This window comes from Ruegeria denitrificans, from assembly GCF_001458295.1.
Taxonomy (GTDB): domain Bacteria; phylum Pseudomonadota; class Alphaproteobacteria; order Rhodobacterales; family Rhodobacteraceae; genus Ruegeria; species Ruegeria denitrificans.
This window is the reverse complement of sequence record NZ_CYUD01000007.1, coordinates 45,729-71,932: the sequence shown is the minus strand read 5'-3', so window position 1 is coordinate 71,932 and position 26,204 is coordinate 45,729. Positions and strand designations below refer to the sequence as shown.

Annotated in this window: 24 protein-coding genes; 8 read left to right on the top strand and 16 right to left on the bottom strand. The window is 57.9% G+C overall.

The window, feature by feature from the left end; translation table 11 throughout:
* The first annotated feature begins 22 nt into the window (after nucleotides 1–22).
* From flgK to RUE5091_RS11845, 3 genes are read left to right on the top strand one after another with little or no spacing between them, the layout of a single operon-like run.
* Complete coding sequence (gene flgK / locus RUE5091_RS11855) at nucleotides 23–1,474, top strand: flagellar hook-associated protein FlgK (protein ID WP_058282138.1); 1,452 nt, start codon at nucleotides 23–25, stop codon at nucleotides 1,472–1,474.
* Complete coding sequence (locus RUE5091_RS11850; protein ID WP_243470770.1) at nucleotides 1,474–2,484, top strand: flagellin; 1,011 nt, start codon at nucleotides 1,474–1,476, stop codon at nucleotides 2,482–2,484. The genes flgK and RUE5091_RS11850 overlap by 1 nt, the downstream gene beginning before the upstream one ends.
* Nucleotides 2,481–3,578: a flagellar basal body P-ring protein FlgI gene (locus tag RUE5091_RS11845; RefSeq protein ID WP_058282137.1), complete on the top strand. Its 1,098-nt coding sequence runs from the start codon at nucleotides 2,481–2,483 to the stop codon at nucleotides 3,576–3,578. Before RUE5091_RS11850 ends, RUE5091_RS11845 begins: the two co-directional genes overlap by 4 nt.
* Before the next feature lie 41 nt (nucleotides 3,579–3,619).
* Here RUE5091_RS11845 and RUE5091_RS11840 read toward each other — a convergent pair whose 3' ends face one another.
* The 6 genes from RUE5091_RS11840 to RUE5091_RS11805 form a co-directional block, all read right to left on the bottom strand.
* Nucleotides 3,620–4,267 carry a DUF1523 family protein gene (locus RUE5091_RS11840; protein WP_058282136.1) on the bottom strand — a complete coding sequence of 216 codons (648 nt, stop codon included), beginning with the start codon at nucleotides 4,265–4,267 and terminating at the stop codon, nucleotides 3,620–3,622.
* Nucleotides 4,268–4,278: 11 nt separating this feature from the next.
* Entirely contained in the window at nucleotides 4,279–4,545 is a 267-nt protein-coding gene (locus RUE5091_RS11835) for a hypothetical protein (protein ID WP_058282135.1), read from the bottom strand.
* Complete coding sequence (locus RUE5091_RS11830; protein ID WP_058282134.1) at nucleotides 4,546–5,883, bottom strand: DUF6638 family protein; 1,338 nt, start codon at nucleotides 5,881–5,883, stop codon at nucleotides 4,546–4,548. It abuts the gene before it with no gap.
* Between the two features lie 369 nt (nucleotides 5,884–6,252).
* Nucleotides 6,253–8,184: an AAA family ATPase gene (locus RUE5091_RS11820; RefSeq protein ID WP_058282132.1), complete on the bottom strand. Its 1,932-nt coding sequence runs from the start codon at nucleotides 8,182–8,184 to the stop codon at nucleotides 6,253–6,255.
* 75 nt (nucleotides 8,185–8,259) lie between these two features.
* Nucleotides 8,260–9,378 (bottom strand): hypothetical protein, encoded by a 1,119-nt coding sequence (locus RUE5091_RS11815; protein ID WP_058282131.1) that lies wholly within the window; start codon nucleotides 9,376–9,378, stop codon nucleotides 8,260–8,262.
* A gap of 254 nt (nucleotides 9,379–9,632) precedes the next feature.
* Entirely contained in the window at nucleotides 9,633–10,712 is a 1,080-nt protein-coding gene (locus RUE5091_RS11805) for a hypothetical protein (RefSeq protein WP_058282129.1), read from the bottom strand.
* A gap of 249 nt (nucleotides 10,713–10,961) precedes the next feature.
* Between RUE5091_RS11805 and RUE5091_RS11800 the strand changes: the two genes are divergently transcribed.
* A complete protein-coding gene (locus tag RUE5091_RS11800) occupies nucleotides 10,962–12,437 on the top strand; it encodes an NAD-dependent succinate-semialdehyde dehydrogenase (protein ID WP_058282128.1) in 1,476 nt (491 codons plus the stop codon).
* Between the two features lie 492 nt (nucleotides 12,438–12,929).
* A complete protein-coding gene (locus RUE5091_RS11795) occupies nucleotides 12,930–14,102 on the top strand; it encodes an adenylate/guanylate cyclase domain-containing protein (protein ID WP_058282127.1) in 1,173 nt (390 codons plus the stop codon).
* A gap of 200 nt (nucleotides 14,103–14,302) precedes the next feature.
* Here RUE5091_RS11795 and RUE5091_RS11790 read toward each other — a convergent pair whose 3' ends face one another.
* From RUE5091_RS11790 to RUE5091_RS11765, 6 genes are all read right to left on the bottom strand, one after another.
* A complete protein-coding gene (locus tag RUE5091_RS11790; protein ID WP_058282126.1) occupies nucleotides 14,303–14,770 on the bottom strand; it encodes an Hsp20 family protein in 468 nt (155 codons plus the stop codon).
* Between the two features lie 122 nt (nucleotides 14,771–14,892).
* Complete coding sequence (locus RUE5091_RS11785; RefSeq protein ID WP_243470769.1) at nucleotides 14,893–15,693, bottom strand: trypsin-like serine peptidase; 801 nt, start codon at nucleotides 15,691–15,693, stop codon at nucleotides 14,893–14,895.
* A gap of 11 nt (nucleotides 15,694–15,704) precedes the next feature.
* Nucleotides 15,705–16,496 (bottom strand): trypsin-like serine peptidase, encoded by a 792-nt coding sequence (locus RUE5091_RS11780; protein WP_058282124.1) that lies wholly within the window; start codon nucleotides 16,494–16,496, stop codon nucleotides 15,705–15,707.
* 118 nt (nucleotides 16,497–16,614) lie between these two features.
* Nucleotides 16,615–17,931, bottom strand: coding sequence for a glycolate oxidase subunit GlcF (gene glcF, locus RUE5091_RS11775; protein WP_058282123.1), 1,317 nt, complete (start codon nucleotides 17,929–17,931; stop codon nucleotides 16,615–16,617).
* Nucleotides 17,932–17,935: 4 nt separating this feature from the next.
* Complete coding sequence (locus tag RUE5091_RS11770; protein WP_058282122.1) at nucleotides 17,936–19,036, bottom strand: FAD-binding protein; 1,101 nt, start codon at nucleotides 19,034–19,036, stop codon at nucleotides 17,936–17,938.
* Between the two features lie 25 nt (nucleotides 19,037–19,061).
* Nucleotides 19,062–20,510: an FAD-linked oxidase C-terminal domain-containing protein gene (locus RUE5091_RS11765; protein WP_058282121.1), complete on the bottom strand. Its 1,449-nt coding sequence runs from the start codon at nucleotides 20,508–20,510 to the stop codon at nucleotides 19,062–19,064.
* 191 nt (nucleotides 20,511–20,701) lie between these two features.
* Here RUE5091_RS11765 and RUE5091_RS11760 point away from each other — a divergent pair, with 191 nt between their 5' ends.
* The gene (locus RUE5091_RS11760; protein ID WP_058282120.1) at nucleotides 20,702–21,049 is read left to right on the top strand and encodes a hypothetical protein; all 348 of its coding nucleotides are present in this window, start codon (nucleotides 20,702–20,704) and stop codon (nucleotides 21,047–21,049) included.
* 3 nt (nucleotides 21,050–21,052) lie between these two features.
* On the opposite strand, the gene RUE5091_RS11755 is transcribed toward RUE5091_RS11760, so the two are convergent.
* The 4 genes from RUE5091_RS11755 to RUE5091_RS11740 form a co-directional block, all read right to left on the bottom strand.
* Nucleotides 21,053–21,538 (bottom strand): flavodoxin family protein, encoded by a 486-nt coding sequence (locus RUE5091_RS11755; protein WP_058282119.1) that lies wholly within the window; start codon nucleotides 21,536–21,538, stop codon nucleotides 21,053–21,055.
* A gap of 1 nt (nucleotide 21,539) precedes the next feature.
* Complete coding sequence (gene rlmH, locus RUE5091_RS11750; RefSeq protein WP_058282118.1) at nucleotides 21,540–22,010, bottom strand: 23S rRNA (pseudouridine(1915)-N(3))-methyltransferase RlmH; 471 nt, start codon at nucleotides 22,008–22,010, stop codon at nucleotides 21,540–21,542.
* 44 nt (nucleotides 22,011–22,054) lie between these two features.
* Entirely contained in the window at nucleotides 22,055–22,414 is a 360-nt protein-coding gene (gene rsfS, locus RUE5091_RS11745) for a ribosome silencing factor (protein WP_058282117.1), read from the bottom strand.
* A 165-nt stretch (nucleotides 22,415–22,579) separates the two neighbouring features.
* Nucleotides 22,580–23,929 (bottom strand): mechanosensitive ion channel family protein, encoded by a 1,350-nt coding sequence (locus tag RUE5091_RS11740; protein WP_058282116.1) that lies wholly within the window; start codon nucleotides 23,927–23,929, stop codon nucleotides 22,580–22,582.
* A 242-nt stretch (nucleotides 23,930–24,171) separates the two neighbouring features.
* On the opposite strand from RUE5091_RS11740, the gene leuC reads away from it, so the two are divergent.
* The gene (gene leuC, locus RUE5091_RS11735) at nucleotides 24,172–25,575 is read left to right on the top strand and encodes a 3-isopropylmalate dehydratase large subunit (protein WP_058282115.1); all 1,404 of its coding nucleotides are present in this window, start codon (nucleotides 24,172–24,174) and stop codon (nucleotides 25,573–25,575) included.
* A gap of 37 nt (nucleotides 25,576–25,612) precedes the next feature.
* On the top strand, nucleotides 25,613–26,167 hold the full coding sequence (locus RUE5091_RS11730; protein WP_058282114.1) for an HdeD family acid-resistance protein: 555 nt from the start codon (nucleotides 25,613–25,615) through the stop codon (nucleotides 26,165–26,167).
* Nucleotides 26,168–26,204: the final 37 nt, after the last annotated feature.

The following is a 26,204-nucleotide window of genomic DNA, read 5'->3' as shown; positions in this document are numbered from 1 at the left end:
ACCCGGAAAGGGGGGTTGTCTCATGAATTTGTCGACAGCATTCAACAACGCCGTCAGCGGCCTGACAGCCTCGAGCCGCGGCACGTCGGTCGTGTCGGACAACATCGCCAATGCACGGACGCCCGGCTATGCCCGCAGGTCATTGGAACTGACAACAAACGTGATTTCGGGCAACGGGGTGCGCACTGTCGGTGTGATTCGAAATCAGGACCCGGTCCTGACCGCCAACCGCCGTACCACCGACGCGGAACTAGCCTATCAATCTGCGGTTTCCAGCTTTCATTCCGGCGTCGAGGGCGTCGTTGGTACAGTTGACGACCCCACATCGCTTGCCAATCGGTTGGCCGAGTTCGACAGCAGCCTGATCACCGCCGCCAGCCTGCCCGATTCCTCTGAACGGTTGGATCAGGTGGCCCGCGCCAGTCGTGATCTGGCCAATGCGCTCAATTCCGCCTCCGAAGGCGTTCGGCAGCTGCGCTCGGACGCGGATCGCTCCATTGGAAAGCAGGTAGAAAGCCTGAACCAGACACTCAAGGATATCGAGAAGCTGAACGCCAGAATCCCTGCGGTCAAACATGCGGGTGGCGAAATCGGTGCCCTGCTGGACCAGCGGCAAGTGTTGATAGATCAGGTGAATGAGCTGGTGCCGGTAAATGCGGTTCCGCGTGCGAACGATCAGGTGTCGCTGTACTCAGACGGCGGCCTGATCCTGCTGGAAGGCACGGCGGCCGAGTTTTCCTTTACCACCACAGGCGACACCAAACCCCATATGACGGTGGGCAATGGGCTGCTGTCGGGGTTAGAGATGAACGGAAGCCTGGTGCGCACCAGTAGAGACAATGCCCAGATACGCGGCGGCGCGCTGATGGCAATGTTCGAAATACGCGATGAGCTGACGGTTGAGGCGCAAGCCAATCTCGACTCGGTAGCACGGGACCTGATTGAACGGTTCGAAACACCCGGTCTGGACCTCACCGCATTACCGACAGACCCCGGCCTGTTCACAGATACCGGCAACCGGTTTGATGCCACCGCGCCCGAGGGGCTGGCCTCACGCATTGGCCTGAATGCGATTGTCGATCCTGACAATGGCGGCGACAGCTGGCGCCTGCGCGACGGGCTTGGTGCGGTGGCCCCCGGTGATCTGGGCGATGCCACGCAATTGCAGGCCTTCGGCGCTGTTCTCAGCGATGCGCGACCCGTCGCAGGATCACCCTTTGGCACCGGCAATATGCGCGCCTCGGACCTGACCGAGGCGCTGATGTCCAGAACCGGCTCGGACGCCCATACGGCCAGTCAACGCCTGACCTTTGCCAACAGCGCACAACTGGAAATGGCCCGGATCGAGGCGGAACAGGGCGTGGACACCGACCAGGAATTACAAAACCTGATGGAGATCGAGCAGGCCTATGCCGCGAACGCGCGGGTCATCTCGGTAGTAGATGAATTGATGCAAACCTTGTTGAGGCTCTGATGATAAATTTGACGTCTATTGGCGATCTGGCGCGGGGCATGACATTGCGGACCCGCTCGACCGAACTCAGGAACGAAATCGAAACCCTGTCTTATGAAATGTCCACCGGCAAGGTACAGGACGTGTCCGGGCGACTAGATGGAGACTATTCCCATCTGCTGGATCTGGACCGCAGCCTGTCGCGTCTGGACGCCTATCAGGTTTCGACGGCCGAGGCCGGGTTGTTCACGGACGCCATGCAGCTGAGCTTGACCACGATCAACGAGTCCGTGACCGAGCTGACCTCATCCCTTTTGTCCTTCGGCACCTCAAACCAGGCGGTCAGCCATGAAAACGCGTCGGTTCAGGCCCGGAACGAGCTGGACACGATCATATCAGCGTTGAACACCCGCGCAGGTGGACGCAGCCTGTATTCCGGTGCGGCCACGGATGTCTCTCCTTTGCCTTCAACCGACACGCTGTTAACCGCGCTTGAGGCGGAGTTGAGCGGACACACGACAACAGCGGATATCCGGCAAGCGGCAGAAGACTGGTTCAACGACCCCGCCGGGTTTGACGCGGTGATCTATCAGGGCTCGGGCAACGTGTTGGCACCAATGCAGATCTCCGAGAATGAAAGCGTCAGGATACCGATCACAGCCACCGACCCTGCGATCAAGGATGCAATACGAGACACTGCGGTGGCGGCGTTGGTTTCTGACGATACCCTAAACCTGCCGCGCGATCAGCGCACCGCCCTATTCACGCAACTTGGGGTCGATCTGGCGAATACCCAGAACGAAATGGTGAATCTACGCGCTCAGGTCGGCTCGGCAGAGGCGCGGATCGAACAGGCTGCCACGCGAAACGGCGCGGCGCAGACCAGCCTGGAATTCAGCCGGAACAAGTTGATCGCTGCGGACCCCTATGAAACCGCCGCCCAACTGCAGACTGTCCAGTTCCAGTTGGAGAGCCTGTATTCCGTCACCGTTCGCAATGCGAACCTATCGCTTGTGAATTTTCTGAGATGAAGCTGCTTGTTTTCCTATTGATGTTGCTGCCCGGGTTTGCCTCTGCCGGTGCGATCCGCCTGAAGGACCTTGTGAATTTTGACGGGGTACGAGGCAATGATCTGGTCGGCTATGGCCTGGTCGTCGGGTTGAACGGAACCGGAGACGGGCTCCGCAATTCACCCTTCACCGAAGAGATCATGTCGAACATCCTGGAACGGCTGGGGGTCAACGTAAATGGTGAGGAATTTCGCCCCAAGAACGTAGCCGCCGTGTTGGTAACGGCCAGCCTACCACCATTTGCCCGGGTAGGCGGGCAGATTGACGTGACGGTGTCGGCTATTGGCGATTCCAAAAGCCTTCTGGGCGGCACCCTGATTATGACGCCACTCAACGCGGCAGATGGGCAAATCTATGCGGTGGCTCAGGGTACAGTTCTGGCCGGAGGTGCTGTGGCCGAGGGTGAGGCCGCCTCGGTCGTGCAGGGCGTGCCGACCTCGGGCGTGATCCCTTCCGGTGCGCGGGTCGAACGCGAAATCGACTTTGACCTCTCGACTCTGACGCAAATGCGCCTTGCCCTGCGCGAGCCGGATTTCACCACCGCCAGCCGGATCGAAATCGCGATTAACTCGGAATTCAACCGCGCGGTGGCGATCATGCGGGATTCCGGCACGGTTGAGCTCAACATCGAAGCTACCCAGTCGATTTCTACCGCGCATGCGCTGGGCCGGATTGAAAACATCCTGGTCGAACCAGAAACAAAGGCACGTGTCGTGGTCGATCAACGCTCGGGCACAATTGTCATGGGGCAGGAGGTTCGGATTTCACGGGTCGCGGTATCGCAAGGCAATTTGACCCTGACGGTCGAAGAATCGCCCATCGCGGTTCAACCCAACCCGTTTGCACGCGGTGAGACGGTTGTGGTCCCCCGAACCTTCGCCGGTATCGAAGAAGAAGAAGAAGGCACCGGACTAGCCGAAATCCCCGAAGCCACAACGCTGTCTGAGGTCGTGGCCGGATTAAACGCCCTGGGTGTATCGCCCCGCGACATGATCGACATATTGAAAACAATAAAAGCCGCCGGGGCACTGCACGCCGAATTCGTTGTCAGATAGACGAGCTGCACCAGCCAAATGGCGGGATCAGATACCCGCCATTACTTTGACTTCCAGCTATCCAGCCAGCGGCGGAACCCATTGCGCTTCTCTTCGATCGCATCACCAGCGGCATAGAGTCCGTCTTCCATATTCTCAAGCACCGGATCAATTCGGCGTTGCCGGAATCGGCGCCAGCGCACCCAAATTGCCCAGAAGATAGCAAAGAACACCGTCAGGAAGATAATGTTGAACCATGGGATCAATCGTACATCCGGGCTGTCCACCGGGCGCACCGAGACCGCGTTGGGGAAGATCGACATAAGCTGATTGCGCCATCCATAGTGGCGTAAAACCACCCATTGCGGGTTATCCGCGGTCGACACAAGATTGGTCAGTTCTGCCTGCAGGTTCGAACTGTCCAGCTTGAAATAGGGCGGCCAGCCCCAGCCGGTATCCTCGTTGCGATAGACGCGCGGTTTTCCGTTCGGGCGGAACGTTTCGACAAAGCGCACATCGCGGTTGGTGGTCTGCGCCCCTTCCTGACCGGTATCTTGCTGAGCCCAGAAAATCGAGTTTTCACCAAAATCGACGCGCCGCACTTCGGTCTTCACGATCCGCACCACATCCTGCTGCGGCAAAGTGTATTCCAGCACCGAGGCGACCAGCCCCCAGAACACGATGATGAATACCCATTTGACATAGACCATCTATCCGGCCCTCATTTAAAATTTGTAATATAGATCAGCAGGGCAATGGCCCCAAGCGGGATGACGTAGACACCCAGCAGCAGTTTCTTGCGGAACGACTTGTCATATTGCCGCATTCCCCGCTGGAGAAAAGCCTCACGATCACCGTGCAGCCCCTTTTTCTCCCAATGTGCGATCAACTTACGCCGGCGGACGAGGCGGGAATAGATCGACAGCCCGACATAGATCACAGTCAGAACAATCAGCAGTGGAATTAGAAAACGGATTGCGACAAGCATTCAATTCCTCCCTACTGCGCCCCAGGGACCGACACGAGCAATGATGTCATCGCCGATCCGGTCATTACCACTCATGTCCGGCTCATGCCCGAACAGCGCGGCGCGGGCTCCCGCCTTGTCCACCTGATACTCGCGCGCGAGGAAGTCGGCAACATAGGCTTTTTTGACTTCGGGCCACTTGGCATAGGTGCTGTAAAACAGCTCCTTGTGGCAAATGAACATCTGGCGCGGGTCCAGCGGGGCCAGCTCGGCCAACAGCATGTTCACCAGATCGCGGTTCAGCGTATCGGCGGCCCGCAATGTGTAGAAATAGGCCGGATGGTCCGAGGTGATGCGCGGCCACGGACCGCCATCCTTCGCCCAGCGCAGCAGCTTGGCCAATCCGTGATAAGCCTCGGGCAGGCGATCCGCGTGATTGCGGGCCAGCCGCCGCATATCGCTGCGATCCAGGCCCTTTAGGTCAACACCTGCATCCGCCGCGGCGTCAACGGTCAGGAAATCCATCTTTTGCTGCAGGATCGCGGCGGCATCGACACCGCGCGCTTTGACGATGGGTTCCACCAAGTCGTTGTACTCAAGGAACTTGGCAATCTGGTTCCGCTGCGACGAATCGAACGTGTATTTGATCTTCAGATCGTCTGGCTTTTCACCCACACAGATCGCAGCCGGGTGGTCCAGATCGGGGAACAGATAGAGCCCGCCGAAATGCGCCGTCCAGAAGTTGCGCTGCTCGAAGGCCGTGTGGCGCAGGCGGACGGGGTTGCGGGTGACGTCGCCGGTTTCCTTGGCGGTTTCGATCATCTTGGCGATCAGCACATCGTCGAACCAGGCGTCCTCTTCGGTTTTGAACTGTTCGACCATTCCCGCCAGTTGCTGCGCCTTGCGCAGGGTGCCGCCTGCGGTGTCGGCCTCAATTTCGATCTTGCGCAGGTTCAGCAGCTCACCCGGGGTGGTGAGTTTGATGACCGAGTTCACCAGCTCTCCGGCCACCGCATCCGTGGCGGTCAGGGCAAACAGCTGCGCCTCGTTCATCTCGATGAATTCGCGCAGGATATCGCGCGAGGTGGAGAATTTGACGTTTAGCAGAGGCGCGCGTTTCTGCTCGGTCGTCAGCAGGATGAACTGCCGGTTGACCCCGTTGGGGTTAAGGTAAAGCTCATCCTCCAGCTCAATCCCCACCTCCGGCGAATAGCCCGAGATATCGATATGGAAATCCGTCAGTGCCGTGGTTTCGCCCGCCAGGTGCTGCAGCGCGCGGTTATACCGCTCGACCAGAGCCGGGCTGGAGATGTGGACGAGATTGCCGAACATCAGGCCTTTTTCGATGAGGCGGATCATGGCGTTTGACTTTCCGCGCGTCGCGGCTTTGCCGCGTTTATCCCAATGTTCTCAATCATCATGAATTACTCCTTGAGCGGAAGTAATCAGAGAACCATTCAAGATACACTGCGTAGAAAAGCGAGAAAAAAGAATGGATGGGAACAATGGTATCCCAAATTTTCTTACCCGTTAAACCATCAAGGTTTTGCGCGAACACCGCCCAAAGAATGAGGAACAAAATCAAAAGCGCCAAGGATACAGCACTATACCACATCAAAAAACGGAATAACCTGAAGTGCTTCTTCTCCATAGGAAATCCCAGCCGAAAAACGACTACGTCTACGAGAAAAACGGTGCTGGCTAAGAACAATAGTACCCATTCGACACTCACACCTTGCCCTCCAGATACCGCCGCTTAGCCTCTTCCATCCGGCCCATCTCGCGGACGGCGTCTTCGATGGCGACCTCGTCGCTCTTGTCGGCATAGCGGAACTCGCTGTCGGCGTAGCGGTTGATTTCCTGGATCACCATCTCAACCGTGATCGGCTGGCGCAGGTCCTCGATCATGGCCTTCTTGGTGTTGTAGTCGCGGAACAGGAACAGGCCGGGGTTTTCCATCCATTCGTCGGGCAGTTCGAAATCCATCGCGCGGACCTTGACCGCGTCGGTGATGTTCTTGATCGCGCGGCCGGTGAAGCGCTCATCAGCGGCTTGGATCGCCTTGAGGTAGGTGCCCAGCTTCGCGATCGTGTCCATCTGGCCGATCTGAGCCGAAACCCGGTCATAGACCTGCAGCAGAGCATCCTCATGCGGGCGGGAATGGCTTTCGAAGCTGGCGGCGACGGCCTTTTTGATTTCCTGCGCGGCATAGGCTTCGTGTTCGCCCAGTGGGATGTCGTGGTTGCGGCCCATCAGCAGGTGCAGGATGTCGATGTAATCCTCGCGCGTTTGCGGCCCGTCCACCAGAAACCGCGCGCCCGCCCGCTGTCGCAGAGCGTCGTCCACATTCTCGGGGTAGTTCGAGAACATGCCAAAGGTGCAATTGCCGCGCACAACGGTGTTGGCACCCGCAAAGCTCTCCATCAGCACGGCGGTGATTTCCAGCTGACCGGCTGACGACTGCCGGTCACCGCGTTTGCCCGCCAGCTGGTCGATATCGTCGATGGTACCAAATCCGATGACCGAGGGGTCGATGATCGTATTGATGAATGCCTTGGCATTCTGGCCGGATTTGCCCTGATAGCTGTCGATATTGTCTGTGCTTAGGTTCTGATAGCGGAACGGATAGCCCGCGATCTGACAATAATCGTTGATCAGCCCGGCCATCATCTGAATCAGGGTGGTCTTGCCGGTGCCCGGTTTGCCGTCGCCCATGAAGGTGAAGATGAACCCACCGAGTTCCGCAAACGGGTTAAGGCGGCGGTCGAAATCATAGGCCATCACCATCTTGGCCAGCTTCATCGCTTGATATTTGGCGATATGGTTGCCGACCACCTCGTTCGGTTTCTTGAACGTCATGGTGAGGGTGGTGGATTTTGCCTTTGATGCTGGTTCGAAGCCCCTGATCGTCAGATCGTCGGCCTCAATATGCCAGGCGGCGTTTTGGAACGGGGCCAGGTGGCCTGCGGATTGGGCGCGCAGAGCGGCCTTTTCCATCAGTTGTTCGGCATAGGCGCTGGTGGCGGCAATCAGGAGGGCATCGTCGGGGGCATGTTTGGCCAGCGTCTGGTCCAGCTCCCACAACGCGCCGTGCAGGGCGAGCTGGCCATTGTCGGTCAGGACCTCTTCGATCTCTCCGATATCGACGGTGGTCTCTCCCAGATGCGAGGACATTAAGTACGCCAGCGCATTGCCGAAGGTGTGCGAGGTGATCAGAGCCTCGGCCGTCAGCAGTTCCGAGAATTCGGTCTTGCGCGCGGCGGGCAAATCGCCCGCAAGGTTCGCGCGTTTCAAGTCTGCCAAGGGTGTCTGTTCGGCGTAGGCCTCACTCACCGCCAGAGCGATGGCAACCGCACGGCGGATTGCCTGCTGCGTAGTGGCCTGCGGTGGCGAGACCAGCGCATCGCCATCATCCGAGGCCTCGATCCGTTCGACCAAATGCACCCCGTCTGCGCGCACTGTGCGCCGTGTCACCAAACCCGGCGTGGTGGACCGAAACCTCCGTCCGGTCGACACCCCCGGCGACCGTTCCGTCGACGTCTCCACCGGCTTTGCAATCCGCGGCGCGTGCTCGAAACCATTTAGCAAAGCAGTCGCTGCCGGATAATGTTTGCGAATGTCGTCTTCGCGCAATTCCATCTGATCTGACGTCAAACTCATCTTCTTCCTCGCAATGCCGGGTTGAAGCCCGGCCTACTTAAATTCTGTAGGGCGGGCTTCAGCCCGCCTCTGGTCTCAATATCTCAGAACCTGACCGGCCTTGCTGACGACAAACTTGCGCACATCGGCAAAGCCCGGTGGCTTGCGTTCGGCCAGCACCTGAAAGGGGCGCTGGGGTAGAATGATCGAGCGTTGGGTGCGTGTGGCCCCGGTCTCGGCGCCCTGACCGCCAAATGGGTCCAACGCAAAGACCTCGCGCTCGACGGTCGAGAACCAACCGGCGCGTTCTTCGATCACGTCTTCGCTTTCCAGTTCCTCGGTGGTCCAGGCCAACGCCCAATCCTGACCTTGCGGAGACTGCGCGTCCTCCAGCACCTGCCGCAAAGGGCCGGATTGTTCGGTATAAGCCGAGGAATACATCGGCCCCACATGGATACGACGCAGGTGTTTGGGGTGCAGGTCGTCGAAGTCCTGATCGAAGCCTTTGGCGATGGTTACCAGTTTCAACCCGCCCAAGGACTGTGCCATCAGATGCGCCTGCACCTCGGGCCAGCGGCGCTGGTCTTTTGGCAATGCGGTCTTTCCGCTGTCCTCCAACTGCATCAGGTAGATGACCGGCAGGTTGATCTGACTGTCATAGACCGCCCAGTGGATCATGAACTTGCGCCGGTCCCCCTCATTTCCGATCCAGTGGCATTCAGGATCGTTGCGGGCCCAGAACAGCTGACCTTTCAGCAATTCCTCGTAATAGAGCCTTTGGGACAGCGCGAATTGCAGCTTGGTCGGGATTTCCTGATCACCGATGATCGTTCGCACCATGTCGGTTTTCAGGTCGTCTTCCGAGGGCATATTTGCCAGATGCACCTGCGCCTGTTGCGCGTCATTGGCCATGGTCAGCAACTCGGCCGCCACCGGAAAGCCGCTGTCGCGCTTGTCCATGGCGAGGCTGCCAAAGAACCGCCCTGTATCGCGCCCGACCAGCAGGTATTTCATGCTGAGCGCACGGAAGGTGTAGAGCAACCCCGAGAGGTAGCGCGACACGATCCGCACCTCTTGCTTGCTGATCGCTCCTTCGGCCTCCATCGTCGCGGCCACGCGCAGGAGATGGGCGGTGATCACCTCGAATTTGCGGAAATAGCGGCGTGAGGCGAAGGTGTCGGTCAGGCCGACATGGTCTTGGGTGGGGTCACTCAAAAAGAGAACCTCCTTCGGGTTGGCTACTGAAAAAAGCCAGTCTTTTTTGGGAGCTAGTCTTCATTCCTCGTCAACCAACTGAATTTGAAATGAACAATCTGGACAAGAGGAATAACCAGCATCCATGGCTTGAACCCCACGGCTAGGTAGATAAGCCATAGAACGAAGACCAGACCTAACCAGCTTGCCACCCAACTGGACAAGTTGTTTGGTTTGCCAAAAGTTGACCAGTTGACGTCCGAAAAACGCAACATTCATCCGCCGTACAAGTTCTTATCATGCTTCTCGACAATCGACGCGAACCGGCGCGCAAAACGCTCATCCGCCTTGGCCTTCTTCTCCAGCACGTCGCGGGCAAAGACCATGTGGTCCTCGTGCGCCTCAAGCATGTCGGCCATCTTCTGGTTGGTCGCGGTGCCGATGGCGGCCATGGCGGTTTGCGCCTCCTGATCGGTTTGCACGCCGATCTCGTTGATGCGGTGGGCCACGTCCTGCTGCTGCGCGGTTTTCAGCGATTTGGTCAGGGCGTCATACAGTACCACGCGCTGCTGCGTGTCTGTCTGCAGCTTGTTGATCAGCACCATCTGCGTCGCCGCCTGGTTCTGTAGGGAGTCGACCCAGGTCTTGCCCTTTTCGATGTAGCGCTCCAGCGTTTGTGACTTGGCCAGCTTGACCTGCTCTTCCTGAACCTTGGCATTGTATTGCTTGTTCAACTCGGCCAGTTCGGTTTCCAACTGGGTCCGCGCGGCTGCGTCCTGTTCGACACTGATCTTATTTTCCAGAGTAATAATCGTCGGGTCCATGCCCTGAATTTCGGCCCGCAGAGCCTCCAGTTCAGCCACGGTCGCCTCACGGTCATCCAGCGTGCCAGTCAGGTTATCTTCGACCTTCACGCGCTGTTCTTCCAGCACGGACAGTTGCCCTTGCAGCAATTGCACAATCACGTCGGACTTGGCGATCAGATCCTGCAGCTTGTCGTCGATATTGGCAGTGCGCATGCGTTCCTGCCGCATCGACTCGGATTTGCCTTTCGAGAAGATGCCGACAAACGTCTCCCACCCGGATTTCGAGCGCATTTCGTCAAAATCCTTGGAAAAGGCGCTGGTGACGTCGTCCAGCCCCATGATCAGCTCGGCGATATTGGCGTTCATCACTTCGGTATGAGCGTGCACATCCTCAAGCGTGGCGTTTTCGATGTCGATATTGGCCTCGGCCGTGCCGATCTTGGCGCGGGCGGCTTCAATACGTGAGGTCAGCCCTTCGATCTGTGATTGGCTTTCACGGACTTTCGCCTGAGTTTCTTCGATCAAGGCGTCAAATTGATGGTTCGACATCGCTGCTATCCCTTTTTTTCTTTAATTACCCAATAAGATAGGAAATGTTACGGGTATTTACATCCCCTTGGGTCCAAAATTCCCGCAAACTTTGGCAAACTCAGCCTGAAAAAGATAGGCGCGAAATACCAACCAGATCCCATTGATTTTGATCAATTCTGGATTGATCCGCTGGCAATAGTGGACATAGACAATTCAGACCCCACCTGATTGGGTGCGTTGAACCAATTTTCTGCCGGAGGCTGACCCATGCTGGACGCGACAACCGATCTGAAATCCATTCTGAAAAACCCTGACCTGCTGGTGACCAAAGCCTATATCGGCGGCCAGTGGGTGGATGGCGACAATGGCACATTTGCGGTGACCAACCCCGCCCGCGGGGATGTGGTGGCCGAGGTTGCAGATGTCAGCCGCGCACAGGTAGCGGGCGCCATCGCGCAGGCAGAGGCTGCGCAAAAGGCATGGGCCAAGCTGACGGGCAAGGAACGCGCTGCAATCCTGCGCCGCTGGTTCGATCTGATGATGGAAAACGCTGAGGATCTGGGCAAGATCCTGACCGCCGAACAGGGCAAGCCGCTGGCCGAGGCCGTGGGTGAAATTGCGTATGGTGCCTCGTTCATCGAATTCTTCGGCGAAGAAGCCAAACGTGTTTACGGTGAAACCATTCCAGGCCACCAGCGCGACAAGCGGATCACGGTGCTGAAACAGCCCATCGGCGTGGCGGCCTCGATCACCCCGTGGAATTTTCCCACCGCGATGATCACACGCAAGGCGGCCCCGGCGCTGGCCGCGGGCTGCGCCTTTGTGGCCCGTCCGGCCACAGAAACCCCATTGTCGGCGCTGGTGCTGGCGTTACTGGCGGAACAGGCGGGTGTACCTGCGGGCGTGTTCAACGTTGTACCGTCATCGCGGTCCAGCGAGATCGGCAAGGAGTTCTGTGAAAACCCCGGAGTGCGCAAGCTGACCTTTACCGGTTCGACCGAGGTTGGGCGTATCCTGCTGCGTCAGGCCGCCGATCAGGTGATGAAGTGCTCGATGGAGCTGGGCGGCAATGCGCCGTTCATCGTATTCGACGATGCCGATCTGGATGCGGCTGTCGAAGGTGCTATGATGTGCAAGTTCCGTAATAACGGCCAGACCTGTGTTTGCGCCAACCGTATCTATGTGCAGGCCGGAGTCTATGACGCCTTCGCCGCCAAGCTGAAAGCCGCAACCGAGGCCCTGCAAGTCGGCGACGGCCTGAACCAAGGCATCACCACCGGCCCGCTGATCAGTGACGAGGCCGTGGCCAAGGTTCGCGAACACATCGCTGATGCCACCGAAAAAGGCGGCGTTATCCTGACCGGCGGCCTGCCGCACGATCTGGGCGGCACATTTTTCCAGCCCACCATCGTCACCGGCGTGACGCAGGATATGAAAGTCGCGCAAGAGGAAACCTTTGGCCCGCTGGCCCCTCTGTTCAAATTCGGGGACGTGGATGATGTGATCGCCATGGCCAATGACACGATCTTTGGTCTGGCCTCGTATTTCTATGCCAAGGACCTGAGCCGTGTCTACAAAGTGGCCGAGGCGCTGGAATACGGCATCGTCGGCGTGAACACCGGTATCATCTCGACCGAACTGGGCCCTTTTGGCGGCGTCAAACAATCCGGCCTGGGTCGCGAAGGCAGCCATCACGGCATGGAAGACTACCTTGAGATGAAATACATTTGCATGTCGGTCTGATTCAGCCGATCCCATATCTGGATGCGCTTGCCACAAAAGCGCATCCAAAGCGCCACCATACTTCAATGGACGGCGCCGAAACTCAACGCGAAACGTAGCCCGACCTGACCACGGACGAAGCGTATTAGGATGACCGACAATGTCTCCTCGGCGCTACTCTGTTCTGGTCGATTGAGCCGGGGGCCGAGGGAACAAACCTTCAGCCCATACGCAGGGTTGGCTCCGTGTAGATTTTCGTGGGAGATTTTTATTGTAGGCTTTGAGCCCAAGGCCGGCATTGCCGTACGAAACTGCTATTGCGTATGCATTTGGTCGAACCCAACCCATCAAGGACGTTCGTAACAGCGCATTTTGAAGAGTAGGAAAACACACTTTCCAGACCGCACACTGAATGAACTGACCTGGGCGCGTTGAGAAACGGGTTGGAATTACATAGCTCAAAATAGAGCCAAGGTTCTTTGATCATCTTGTGCAAGAGACTAGTTTGAGAACATGGCCTCTGTAGCACAACTAACCGACTGGATGATTACCGAAGGACGCCGCTCAGGCGACCCCGTGAAAGTGGTTTCTCATTTCTGCTCGTCCTTAATTGAGGAAGGTGTGCCGCTCTGGCGGGTCAATATCGGTCAGCGATTCGCCAATCCGCTACTCATTGCATGGGGGGTCGTTTGGACACCTGATGGGACCGACAGCTACGACGTAACTCATGAAACAATGTTGACAGAAGGGTATGTTGGGAGCTCATTTGAGTACATTCTGGAGCACAGAAAACCTCTGCACAAAAGTCTGCGACAACTGGATCCAAAGACTGATCATTCCTCGTATCTTGAATTCGCTGAGTTAGGTGGCACAGATTACTATGCCACTTTGATGTATTATGGCGACGGATCTCTGCACGGCTGCACATTTGTCACGCAGGAACGAGACGGCTTTTCACCACGACATCTGGAATTGATTGAAGCAGCATTACCTGCTCTGTCTTCCGCTTTGGAACCTGTCACGATGCGAAAGTCAGCCAAGGGGCTACTACGAACATATCTTGGCGATGGGCCCTCCGATGCCGTGTGGAACGGGCGGATAAAGCGAGGCGAACGTACGACAGTTGATGCGGTCGTCATGTTTTCTGATTTACGAGGTTTCACAGCGCTTTCCGAAGCAGCACCCGAGGCAGATGTTTTTGACGCGCTGAGCGGCTACTTTGATCTGGTTGTTCAGTCGGTGGAAGATAACGGTGGCGATGTTCTCAAGTTCATGGGTGACGGGATTCTCTCGATCTTCACCATCGCAACTCAGGCTGATCACGCCGACCGATGCCGAAAGGCTGCGCAAGCCGCACAAAGTGTATTGGCCGGTTTGACGGCCCTCAACCGTCGCCGCGTTGAAACCAAAAAGCCGCCTTTGGACGTTGGGATCGGGATCAATGTTGGACAAGTCAGCTATGGCAACATCGGCAGTCCCGGAAGACTTGATTTTACGGTTCTCGGCGGCGCAGTGAACGTTGCCAGTCGAATTGAGGGGTTAACTAAATCTATTCGCCGTAGAGTGCTGGCGACATCAGCGATTGCTGGCGCCTCGCCTGATCTGTTTTCCTCTTGTGGGTTGCACGAAGTTCGTGGCCTTGCTCGCCCAATCGAATTGTTTTCTCTTGTCGAAGGAGAACTCTGAGTCAGTGTCACATATTTTGTTTGGCTACATCGCAAGAAACACGAGGCGGAGTTTGGGCGCCAAGTGAAAAAGGCAGGTTTCTCCCGAATAGCGACCACTTGATGACCCAAAAAACAACGCCCCGCGTCTGGAGGAACGCGGGGCGCATGGTGCGACGGCCCAGAGAGGAGGAGGCCGCCGCGGCGTGAGAGTCTGCCGCTTTAGTTTACGGCTTTGGCGTCAACCACGTCCTTTTCAATGGCATTGGCCGAAGCAATCTCGATCCGGCGCGATTTCAGGGCCTCGGGCACCTCGCGCTTGAGGTCGATATTCAGCATGCCATTTTCATGGTTCGCGCCGGTGACGCGCACATGGTCAGCCAGCGCAAAGCGGCGCTCGAATGCGCGGGTGGCGATGCCACGGTGCAGATAGCTGCGCTCTTTATCTTCGGCGGCTTTCTTGCCGGCGACGATCAGCGCGTTTTCCTTTACTTCGACCGACAGGTCATTTTCCGAAAAACCGGCAACCGCAACCGAGATGCGATAGGTGTCGGCATCGGTTTTTTCGATGTTATAGGGCGGATAGCTGGGCTGAGCCACATCATTGGTCAGTACACGGTCCATCATGTCTGCGATCTGGTCGAAACCGATGGTGGCGCGGTGCAGTGGTGCAAAATCAAAAGTACGCATGTGTCATATCCTCATGTCTGAGCGATCTACGATTTGCCCTCCGTACGGACGGGCGATTGAGTATGCCAGGCCCCGTTCACGGCGACCCGGTACATTTCACATGGGGAGCATTTTGACCCAGTTCAAGACCCGTCAGACGAGATGAATTTGGCACCGGAACTGGATTTACCGGACCCCACCTGAAGCCGACGAATCGCAGCCTTGGGCTGGGGCGCGTCACGGCGCAGATCAGCCTTGAGTTCGGCAACGATTCCAGACAGTTCCATACCGAACCCGACCTTCTGGCGCCCGTCGGTTCCGACCGCCGAAACCACCGATAAAATCTGCCATCTCGGGCCGTGCCGTGCCAGCAACGCCGAGCCGGATGAACCAAAGGTAATGTCGCAGTTAAAGGTGACCAGACCCTGCCGCCGTTGCAATATCCGGCAGGACCGTTCACGCGTGATCGCCTCGGACCGGCCACGTCCGTATGAGGCGATACTCACCTCATTCCCGTCCACCCGCCCGCTATGCAGGGCAAAAGGGTTGGCCACGGAATAGGGTATAGGTTGTTCAAGCCGCATCAAGGCGACATCCGCCCGGACAGAGGCGGCCGACAGCTCGGGCTGATTAGTGTAATCCGGATGCACTGCGATCTGCACAACCTTGCGATCAGCCAGCGCCTTGCCATCGCTCAGCCCTGCTCGAAAGGTCACTTTGCCGGGCGCATAAGGCTGGCCTGTTGCCTTTTCTAAGGCGCAATGGGCGGCCGTCAGAACCAAGTCCTGAGCAATCAACGTGCCGGTGCAGAACCCCTCGGTGCCGATGTCCAATCGCCCGATGCCCTCCCACCCATAAAGGTCGTCGCGATCGGTCAGCCTGCGCTTGGCGCTTTGCGCATGGGACGCGGTCGTCAGGACAGACAGACATAACAAAGTGCTCAACAAAAATCGTATCATGGCTTGATAAACCTTGCGCCTATATTTCTTTTGGATGCTCCATCAGGACTTGCAGCCAAAAACCCGCGACCAGCCAATAATTCAGCCTGCAACAGACTCAGCGACCCTTCGACCGGAGTACCGACCGCGACGCGCTGGCCGTTAAACTCGGCTTTGGCGGCCACAACGGACACAATACGCGGGCGGTCGCCGTCGAAGGAAAAGACCGGCGCACCGGATGATCCAAACTCGACATCGCAGGACATCACCAGAACATCAGATCGACGGGTCATGACCGAGCAGACCTCTTGCAGCGCCGGGGCTTCAGCCCGGTCCCGCCCGTATGAGACCACGCCCACCTCTTCCCCGCGACGTGGCCGATCGCCTGTCTCAAAAGGGATCACGGTGGTGTTGCGGATGGGTTGCCACAGCTCGATCAATGCAATGTCATTGCGCAGCCGCTCGGCCGAGGTTTCGTCGACGTAGCTATAATCTGGATGCACCACTGCCCGCCGCGCCGCGCGGTAGGCGGATGCTCGGCCCAGGCGCCACGCCGCCAGAAACTCGACCCCGGACAGGTCGATTCGTTGACCGGTTGTCTTGTCATACAGGCAATGCGCGGCTGTCAGCACCAGGTTTGGCGCGATCAGTGTGCCGGTGCAAAACCCCGATCCGTTGATATCCAAACGCCCGACGGCCATCCACGCCCGCCCTGCATCGGTGGTATCCAGGCTTTTCAGCCCACTGTCCTGCGCCGCGGCCGCCATCGGCATGAACGCCAGCGCGAATGCCCTGATCCAGTTTCGCAAGCGGTTCTCCGGCGTTGCTGTTGGAGTACCTTCCTACGGTCGGGGTGGGGCGAAAATAGGGCGGCCGCACCGGGTTTGGTTTCACCCGGCAACTGATGCAACCCTGCATCAGCCGGGCTTACTTTAAGATCGGAACATCCGATGTGATGCCTGGCTGCAAGGTTCGTGGTTTGGGACCACCGGTAGCCCAATCCAACAGCTCGACCGTGTGCAAAATCGGTATATCCGTGCCCGAACCGATTTGCATCATGCAGCCGATATTGCCCGCCGCGATCATGTCGGGATTCTTTGCCTCGAGCGTTCTCACCTTGCGCTGTTTCAACTGGCCTGAGATTTCCGGCTGCATCAGGTTATACGTACCGGCACTGCCGCAGCACAGATGGCTGTCAGAAGGCTCTACTACTGCGAAACCGGCCTTTTTCAGCAAGGTCTTGGGATGGGATTTGATCTTCTGCCCGTGCTGCAGGGAACAGGCGGCGTGATAAGCAACTGTCAAGTTCTGGGCCTTACCTTCGGGAAGATCCAACTGCATCAACAATTCACTGACATCCATCGCAATATCCGCCACCCGCGCCGCGTCTTCGGCCAAGGGATCATTGCGGAACATATGACCGTAATCCTTGACTGTTGTGCCGCAGCCCGATGTGTTGATGACGATGGCGTCCAGACCGCCGCCATCCATCTCGGCTGTCCAAGCCGTGATATTGGCCGCGGCTGCTTTGTGACTGTCGCTGGTCTTGCCCATGTGATGGGTCAACGCACCACAGCACCCGGCACCTTCGGCCACCACAACCTCGCACCCCAACCGGGTTAGCAGCCGGATAGTTGCGTCATTGATATCGGTGTTCAGCGCCTTTTGCGCACAGCCTGTCATCAAAGCCACGCGCTTCTTGCGCGGTCCTACGGACACAAAGCTTTGCGGGTCGTCATTGCGACTGACCGGAGGGATAGTCTTGGGTGCCATATCCAGCATCGCACGCAGCCGCGCATCGGGCATGAGGAAGCGAAATGGGCGGCCCAGTTTTGCCCCAAGTAGCGCCCAGCGGAACCGCATTGGATAGGGCAGAATTTGCGCCAGCACCCAGCGCATCGCGCGATCACTGAAGGGGCGCTTGTAATTCTGTTCGATATAGTCCCGCGCGTGATCGACCAGATGCATATAATGCACGCCCGACGGGCACGTGGTCATGCAGGCCAGACAGGACAGGCAACGGTCGATATGCTTGACGGTTTTCTCATCGGGCACACGCTCATTCTCAAGCATATCCTTGATCAGGTAGATACGTCCGCGCGGGCTGTCGAGCTCATCGCCCAGCACCTGATAGGTCGGGCAAGTGGCGGTGCAGAACCCGCAGTGCACACAGCTGCGCAGGATTTCATTCGCGCGCTGGATCGCCGGGTCTTGCAGCTGTTTTTCGGTAAAAGTCGTCTGCATCAGCTTATCCCATCAGCCCCGGATTGAAGATGCCGTGCGGATCGAAACGCTGCCTCAACCCTTTTGTTAGAGTCTTTATTGCGGTAGTTTCAGGCTGAAACCGGCCCATAGCTTCTATCGTTTGAGCATCCGCCCGCATCAGTGTCGCGTGACCGTCAAATGCGCCCAAACGTGCACGCAGATCAGTTCCTTGTGGAACCCGTACCCAGATCAGGCCTCCGCCCCAGTCAAATAGAAGTTGGTCCGCCGCCAGACGCGCCGAAACATCAGGCGCGTCACCTGGTTTGACGGAAATCCGCCAAATATCCCCATCATGACCCTGAAACGGCTTAACATCACGCAGGTCGCGCCACAGATCTGCAGTGTCCGTGACCTCGGCGATCTCACCAAATTCGCCAAGCACAGATTTCAACCGATCAGTACGATAGGAAACCGAATCCGAAAACCCTTCGATTCGCAGAAATGCGCGCCCGTCTTGCGGGTCATATGCAGCCCCGTTAACTTCAAACGGAGATTTCAGTGCCGCGGACATGGCCTTAACCGCACCTACGGCACCCGGGACCTGAACCGCCAGTGTTGCACTCGCCTCAGGCTTTGGCAGCACTTTCAGCGACACTTCGGTCAAAATACCAAGCGTGCCCCAGGACCCCGCCATCAGCTTGACCAAGTCAATTCCAGTGACGTTTTTCATCACCCGGCCGCCATTCTTGATCACCTGTCCTTTGCCATCGACATAGCGCACACCCAGCAGAAGATCACGGCAGGCCCCGGCCTGAATCCGTCGCGGACCTGAGATATTGGCAGCAACGACGCCACCGATTGTGGGCTCTCCGACCGTGCCCAGCAGGCCACGATGGTCCATGGGCTCAAACGGCAGTTGCTGACCTTCTGCCTTTAACGCTTCCTCGATTTCGGCCAGGGGCGTTCCGGCCTGCGCCACAAGGGTCAGCGCGCCGGGTTCATACAGGGTTATGTCACCTAGGCCGGTGGTCTGGATGGTTGCGTCAGGTCCGCCTATGCCACGGGTGCCGCCACCGGCAATGCGCACCGGATGGCTCAGCCCGGCCACCATCTCGGCAAGTTCGGTTTCCGTCTTGGGTTTCATCACGCTTCTTCTATATTAGTGTCTATTATTCCGCAGCCAGACGTACTTCGCGCCGAGACGCTGATGCATCCAGAGGGAATACTTTGGCGGGGTTCAGCAACCAGCCCGGATCGAACACATCCTTGACCATCATCTGCGCCTCAAGGTCCTGCGGCGCGTATTGATGTGACATCAGATCCCGCTTTTCAACGCCCACGCCGTGCTCACCGGTCAGGCAGCCCCCAACGTCCACACATAGGCGAAGGATATCGGCGCCAAACGCCTCGCATTTCTCAAGATCACCGGGTTTGTTGGCGTCAAACAGGATCAGCGGGTGCATGTTGCCGTCACCTGCATGGAACACATTGCCGACAAGCAGGCCGTATTCGTCGCTCATCTCATTGATCCGGCGCAGCACTTCGGGCAGGGACGAGACCGGGATCGTGCCGTCCAGACACATATAATCGTTCATCTGTCCCACGGCGCCAAAGGCCGATTTCCGGCCCAGCCAGATTTTCGCGCTTTCCTCAGCCGATTTGCTTTCGCGAATTTCAACCGGGTTATGGCGCTTGGCGATCTCGACAATCTTCGACAGCTGATAGTCGATCTCGGCCTTGGACCCTTCGACCTCGATGATCAGCAGCGCCGTACAATCGGGATAGCCTGCCTTGGCAAAGTTCTCGCAGGTTTTGATGCACAGCGTATCCATAAATTCGATAGCAACCGGCAGGATGCCCGACTTGATGATATCCGAGACGCAATGACCAGCGACCTCGTTGTCGTCGAACCCTATCAGAACCGGCCGAGCGTCTTCGGGTTTGCGCAGGATGCGCAGCGTTGCCTCGGTCACGACACCCAGCTGTCCTTCTGATCCGCAGATCACCCCCAGCAGGTCCAACCCACCGGCATCCAGATGCGCACCACCGATTTCGACCACGCTGCCATCCATCATCACCATGGTCACGCCCATAAGATTGTTCGTGGTCACACCGTATTTCAGGCAATGAGCGCCGCCGGAATTCATCGCAATATTGCCCCCGATGGCGCAGGCCAGTTGCGAGGAGGGATCGGGGGCGTAGAAAAAGTCTTCTTCTTCCATCGCACCGGTCACGCTCAGGTTGGTGCGACCGGTCTGAACCCGAATGAACCGGTTATCATAGTCCGCTTCAAGCACATCATTCATGCGCGAAACGCCCAGAATTATACTATCCGCCGTCGGCAATGCCCCACCCGCCAGCGATGTTCCCGAACCGCGCGGCACCACTGGCACACCTTCGGCATGGCAGATGCGCAGCACATCCGAGACCTGTTCCGTGGTCTCCGGCAGAACTGCCAGCATTGGAGGGCATTTGTACGCAGTCAGCGCATCGCATTCATAAGCAAGGGTTTCCGCAGGATCATGGATCACGGCATCTTTAGGCAGAACTTGCAGTAATTGCTGCAGAACGGCTTCCCTGCGGCGAAGAATGTCAGGGTTTGGGCTTGGCATGTCCATGGCGGTCTCTCCATTTTGGTAAATTAATATTACCAATTTTGACTTCTGGCAAGTTCTCTTGATCACGTACTGTGTCGAGGCATTGGCCTGGGTAGAACTTGTATTGGTGTTTTCACCGCAGTTGGCGCACGAGATGCCACCACCACAGGTTCGTGATGACGCAGACGCACTGAAAGCCCTATGGTCGCCTCATGCGATATTTGATTCTTTGTGCCCTTTTGGCCAGCCCTGCCCTTGCAGATCCGTCGATGATCGAAAATGTCTCAGCCCGTCAGAGCGGCGATACGTGGCGATTCGACGTGACAATCCGCCATCCCGACACCGGCTGGGATCACTATGCTGATGGCTGGCGCGTGCTGGATATGGACGGCAACGAGCTGGGGATGCGCGTGTTGCACCATCCACACGAAACCGAGCAGCCCTTTACCCGGTCGCTGAGCGGTGTGGCTATTCCCGAAAGTGTCATGCAAGTTCAGATTCAGGCGCGCTGCAATGTCGATGGCTGGAACGAAGACACCACGGTAGTTGATCTGAACTGAGGGTCAGAAGACGCCCAGACTCAGACCCGCAGCCAAAGCAGCACCGATCTCGCGACATTGGTTAAGTTGATCATCCGGGATAGTTTTTTCGGCCAGAATCGCCTCGGGTGTTTGCGCGTGGGTGCAGATAATCAGCGGCGGTTGTACCTCTTTCAACCGCCAGCCGGTGGCGATCCGGGCTATTTGGCGCGCGGCGTTCTCGCCATCCGACCCGGCACATACCATCTGCGTGTAGGGGCGGCCTTCGATCCTGCCTAGAACAGGGTAATAACAGCGGTCGAAAAACTCTTTCATCAGACCCGAAATAGCGGCCAGATTCTCGGGCGTGCAGAACAGATAGCCATCGGCGCGCAACAAATCCTCGGGTCCGGCCAGATCGGCGGGTTTCAGAATGGTGTCGGTCTCATCACGTGCGGCCTCAGCTGCGGCTTCGGCCATTTGCCGGGCCCCGCCGGTGCGCGAATGGTAGACGATCAATAGCTGCGCCATGTCAGACCCGGTGATAGGGGCCGCCCGACAGGATGGTTGTAGCCCGGTAAAGTTGCTCGGCCAGCATCACACGGACCAGCATATGGGGCCAGACCATCGACCCGAATGAGATGGAAAAATCGGCCTCTGCCTTCAGATTAGGGTCTATTCCGTCCGCCCCGCCGATAATCAGCGCCAGATCCTGACGCCCGGCATCGCGCCATCCGCCCAGCTTCTTGGCGAAATCCGGCGATGACATCACCCGCCCACGTTCGTCCAAGGTGCAGATTACAGCTCCCTTTGGCAGCGCCTTGCGCAGCAGCGCACCCTCGGCGCTCATCCCTGCGTTTTTCTTGTCCTCAACCTCGATTACACGTGCAGGACCAAGGCCCAGCGCGCGGCCGGTCCGGTCAAATCGGGTCAGGTAGTCATCAAGCAAGTTCTTCTCCGGTCCGGCGCGCAATCGCCCGACCGCACAAATGCTTATACGCATATTTCTCTCGCCGCCGGCCTGTTAATGAAGACCGGGATGGCGCCTCAGTTCGCCGAGGCGTTGCCGCCCTGAGGCAGCCACATCTTTTCCAGCTGATAGAATTCACGCACTTCGGGGCGGAAGATATGGACGATCACGTCGCCCGTATCGATCAGCACCCAGTCGCCGGCATCCTTGCCTTCGACCTTCGAGGTGAAACCGAATTCCTGCTTGATGCGATCCGTCAGCTTTTCCGCCATGGCCGAGACCTGACGGGTCGACCGACCCGAGGCAATCACCATGTGATCCGCAACCGAGGATTTGCCCTGCAGGTTGATCTGCACGACATCTTCGGCCTTGTCATCGGATAGTGAGGAAAGGATACGTTCAAGCAGCTTGTCGCTGATTGACTGAGAGTGTGCCATTACACTGGCACCATCATCGGCGGGCAAACCCGCCTGGGTATGTAGAGACAGAACATAGTCCTCCTTTGCTGCGCGCCGCCAAGTCCCCGGCGCTGGGGTCCTAATAAGGTAGCAAGGGGAATGCAACAATTCAATGAAACGCCGCTATGCAGGGCGCACAGGGGATCACTCTTTGGCGACCTGTTGCGTGGCTGCGTCGGACAGCAACCGAACCTCGCGCTGCGGGAAGGGGATGGAAATGCCTTCGGATTGGAACGCATCCCACAGGGCCAGATAGACATTGCCGCGGATATTGGTCAGGCCTTTGGTGGGATCACTGATCCAAAACCTCAGGACATAATCCACGCTGTTGTCACCGAACCCGGTGATATGGCAAACCGGCTCGTGCTTGCCGCCACTTAGAACGCGCGTCACCGACTTGACGGCACGGATGGCCGTCGCACGGACATTGTGCGGGTCATCGTCATAGCTGGTGCCAAATTCCAGATCCAACCGCACGAATTTGTCGGAATGCGACCAGTTCACCACCTGATTGGTGATCAAATCCTCGTTCGGGATCAGGTATTCCCGCCCGTCCCGCGTCACGACCGAGACATAACGCGCGCCCAGCGCATTGATCCAACCGAACGTGTCGCCCAACGAGATCACATCGCCCGGCTTGATCGACCGGTCCATCAGAATGATGATCCCGGAAATCAGGTTCGACACCACCTTTTGCAGCCCGAACCCGATGCCCACGCCAATAGCACCGGACAACAGCGCGATACCGGTCAGGTCGAACCCAAGCGTGCGGATAGCGGCCATAAAGACAGCCCCATACAGCAGCACCTGAATGCCCTTGGCCAACAGAACCTGCATGGAAGGGGTGATGTCGTCATTGCTCATCAATCCCCGCTCGGCTGCGCGGGTGCCAATACGGGCCAGCGTCAGCAAAATGCCGATCAGCAGAACCGCCTTGATGATCCCCAAAGCCGAGATGTGCAGATCGCCAATGGAAATCGCCACCCCGTCCAGAAACTCGGCCACGTCATCGGTCAGATTCAGCGCAATAAGCGTTGCATAGACCCACATGGCCCATTTGAATATCCGCCGCAGCGTCCGGTTGCGCACCAGCCGCGCCACAAGGGCAATGGCCAGCCACGCCAAGGCCAAGGTCGCGACGACTCCGATAATGTAGCTGCGCGAGGGCCATGTGATATGTTGCATCAGCAGATACAGCGCCCAGGACATCACCACGAAATAAACCAAAGTCAGGCGCTGCATCAGTTGCACGAGGGTCCGCAACCGCCATTTTGGCCAACCAGTGCGGGACCGGGCCCAGGCCTCCCACCGGCCTTGTGTTATCAGTTTCAGAAGAAAGGCCAACGCCCACAGAACCACAATGATGACCAGCTGATGCTGCCGCCAGCCCGGAGTGACGATTAGTTCGACAAGGTTTTCGAATTGCACGGAAAAACCCGCGACCATGTTATTATAGAGGTCCGACAGCGAACTGGGGATCAGATCTTGGTTCATGGCCCCAGCTTGGACAGCACCGCCGCATGATGCAAGTCCGACACCGGATTGAACCTTGATTGACGGCTAAGCCCGATATATCTGGTGCCCATGAGACTCAATCTGGCCCCTGCACCAACGTTGCAAGACCGCACGCGCCTGCGTGAACGGTTCTTTGGGGCCGCCCGTACGGTTCTGGCCTGCCTATAAGGCGCGTCCAGCCACTCGCCAGCTATTTCTCATCTAAATACGGGAGAGGACCAATGTCCCCCAAAACACTCTATGACAAGATCTGGGATGCCCATGTCGCGCACGAAGCCGATGATGGCACCTGCCTGCTGTATATCGACCGCCATCTGGTACACGAAGTGACCAGCCCACAGGCGTTCGAAGGCCTGCGCATTGCGGGCCGCAAGGTGCGCGCACCGGAAAAGACCATCGCCGTGCCGGACCACAACGTGCCAACGACACCGGATCGGGTGAACGGGATCGAAAACCCGGAATCGCGCATTCAGGTCGAAGCGCTGGACAAGAACGCCAAGGATTTTGGCATTCACTATTACCCGGTGCATGACGTGCGTCAGGGCATCGTGCACATCGTCGGCCCGGAACAGGGCTGGACCCTGCCCGGCATGACCGTCGTCTGCGGCGACAGCCACACCGCCACCCATGGCGCGTTTGGTGCGCTGGCGCACGGCATCGGCACCTCCGAGGTCGAGCATGTTCTGGCCACGCAGACTCTGATCCAGAAGAAATCCAAGAACATGAAGGTCGAGATCACCGGCAAATTGCAGCCGGGCGTGACCGCCAAGGACATTACTCTGGCCGTGATCGGTGAGACCGGCACCGCTGGCGGCACCGGATATGTCATCGAGTATTGCGGCGAAGCGATCCGCGATTTGTCCATGGAAGGCCGCATGACCGTCTGCAACATGGCCATCGAAGGCGGCGCGCGTGCCGGCCTGATCGCGCCGGACGAGACCACATATGAATATGTCAAAGGACGCCCCCACGCGCCGAAGGGTGCGCAATGGGAAGCGGCTTTGAACTGGTGGAAAACGCTCTACACCGACGAAGACGCACATTTTGACAAGGTTATCACTCTGCGCGGCGAAGACATTGCGCCAGTCGTCACATGGGGCACCAGCCCCGAAGACGTCCTGCCGATCACCGCAACCGTGCCGAACCCCGAGGATTTCGAAGGCGGCAAGGTAGAGGCGGCCCGCCGCTCGATCGAATACATGGGATTGGAAGCCGGTCAAAAGCTGAGCGATGTGGAAATCGACACCGTCTTTATCGGATCCTGCACCAATGGCCGGATCGAAGACCTGCGTGCTGCCGCCGAAATCCTGAAGGGTAAAAAGATCAAGGATGGTCTGCGGGCCATGATCGTTCCCGGCTCGGGTCTGGTTCGCGCACAGGCCGAAGAAGAGGGTTTGGCGGATATCTTCAAAGAGGCCGGGTTTGAATGGCGTTTGGCTGGGTGTTCGATGTGCCTGGCGATGAACCCGGATCAGCTGGCACCGGGGGAGCGCTGCGCCGCGACCTCAAACCGCAACTTCGAAGGCCGTCAGGGCCGGGGCGGGCGCACCCATCTGCTAAGCCCGGCGATGGCTGCCGCAGCGGCAATCACGGGACGGCTGACAGACGTCCGCGAATTGATGTAAGGTCCCCTCATATCTAGATATTTGAGGGATTGAACACATGAGTGACTGGATCAAATGGCTTCTGCTGGGGCTGCTGTCGATTGCATTTGGCGTCTTTGCGCTGGGCAACGCAATTGCGGCTTCGGTTGCAGTAACAGTGGTGACCGGAGTGTTGCTGCTGATTGCAGGCGCGTTGCAGGTTGTGGGCGGATTCTCCGTCGAAGGCACCGGCAACAAGATCCTGTCACTTATTATGGGTGCGGTGATGCTGTTTCTGGGTTGGTCCTTTCTGGATCATCCACTGCAGGGAACCCTGACCCTGGCGACGGTGATGCTGCTTCTGTTCATGGCAGGCGGCATTGCGCGGGTCATTCTGTCGTTCCAGATGAAAGGAACGCAGTTTTTCTGGCCCACGATGATCTCAGGCATCTTGTCGATCATCCTCGCCGCTATCATCTGGACCTATGTGGGCAAGGAACCGCAGACTCTGCTGAGTATTCTGGGGATCTTCCTGGGCATCGAGATGCTGTTCAACGGGTTCGGATTGGTCTTCATGGCGTTCTTCGTCAAGAACGCACCCAAAGACGAAACAATGGAAGCGAAACAGGCTTAAACGCGGGGCACGGGCGCAGCCCTCTCCCGCAGGAGTG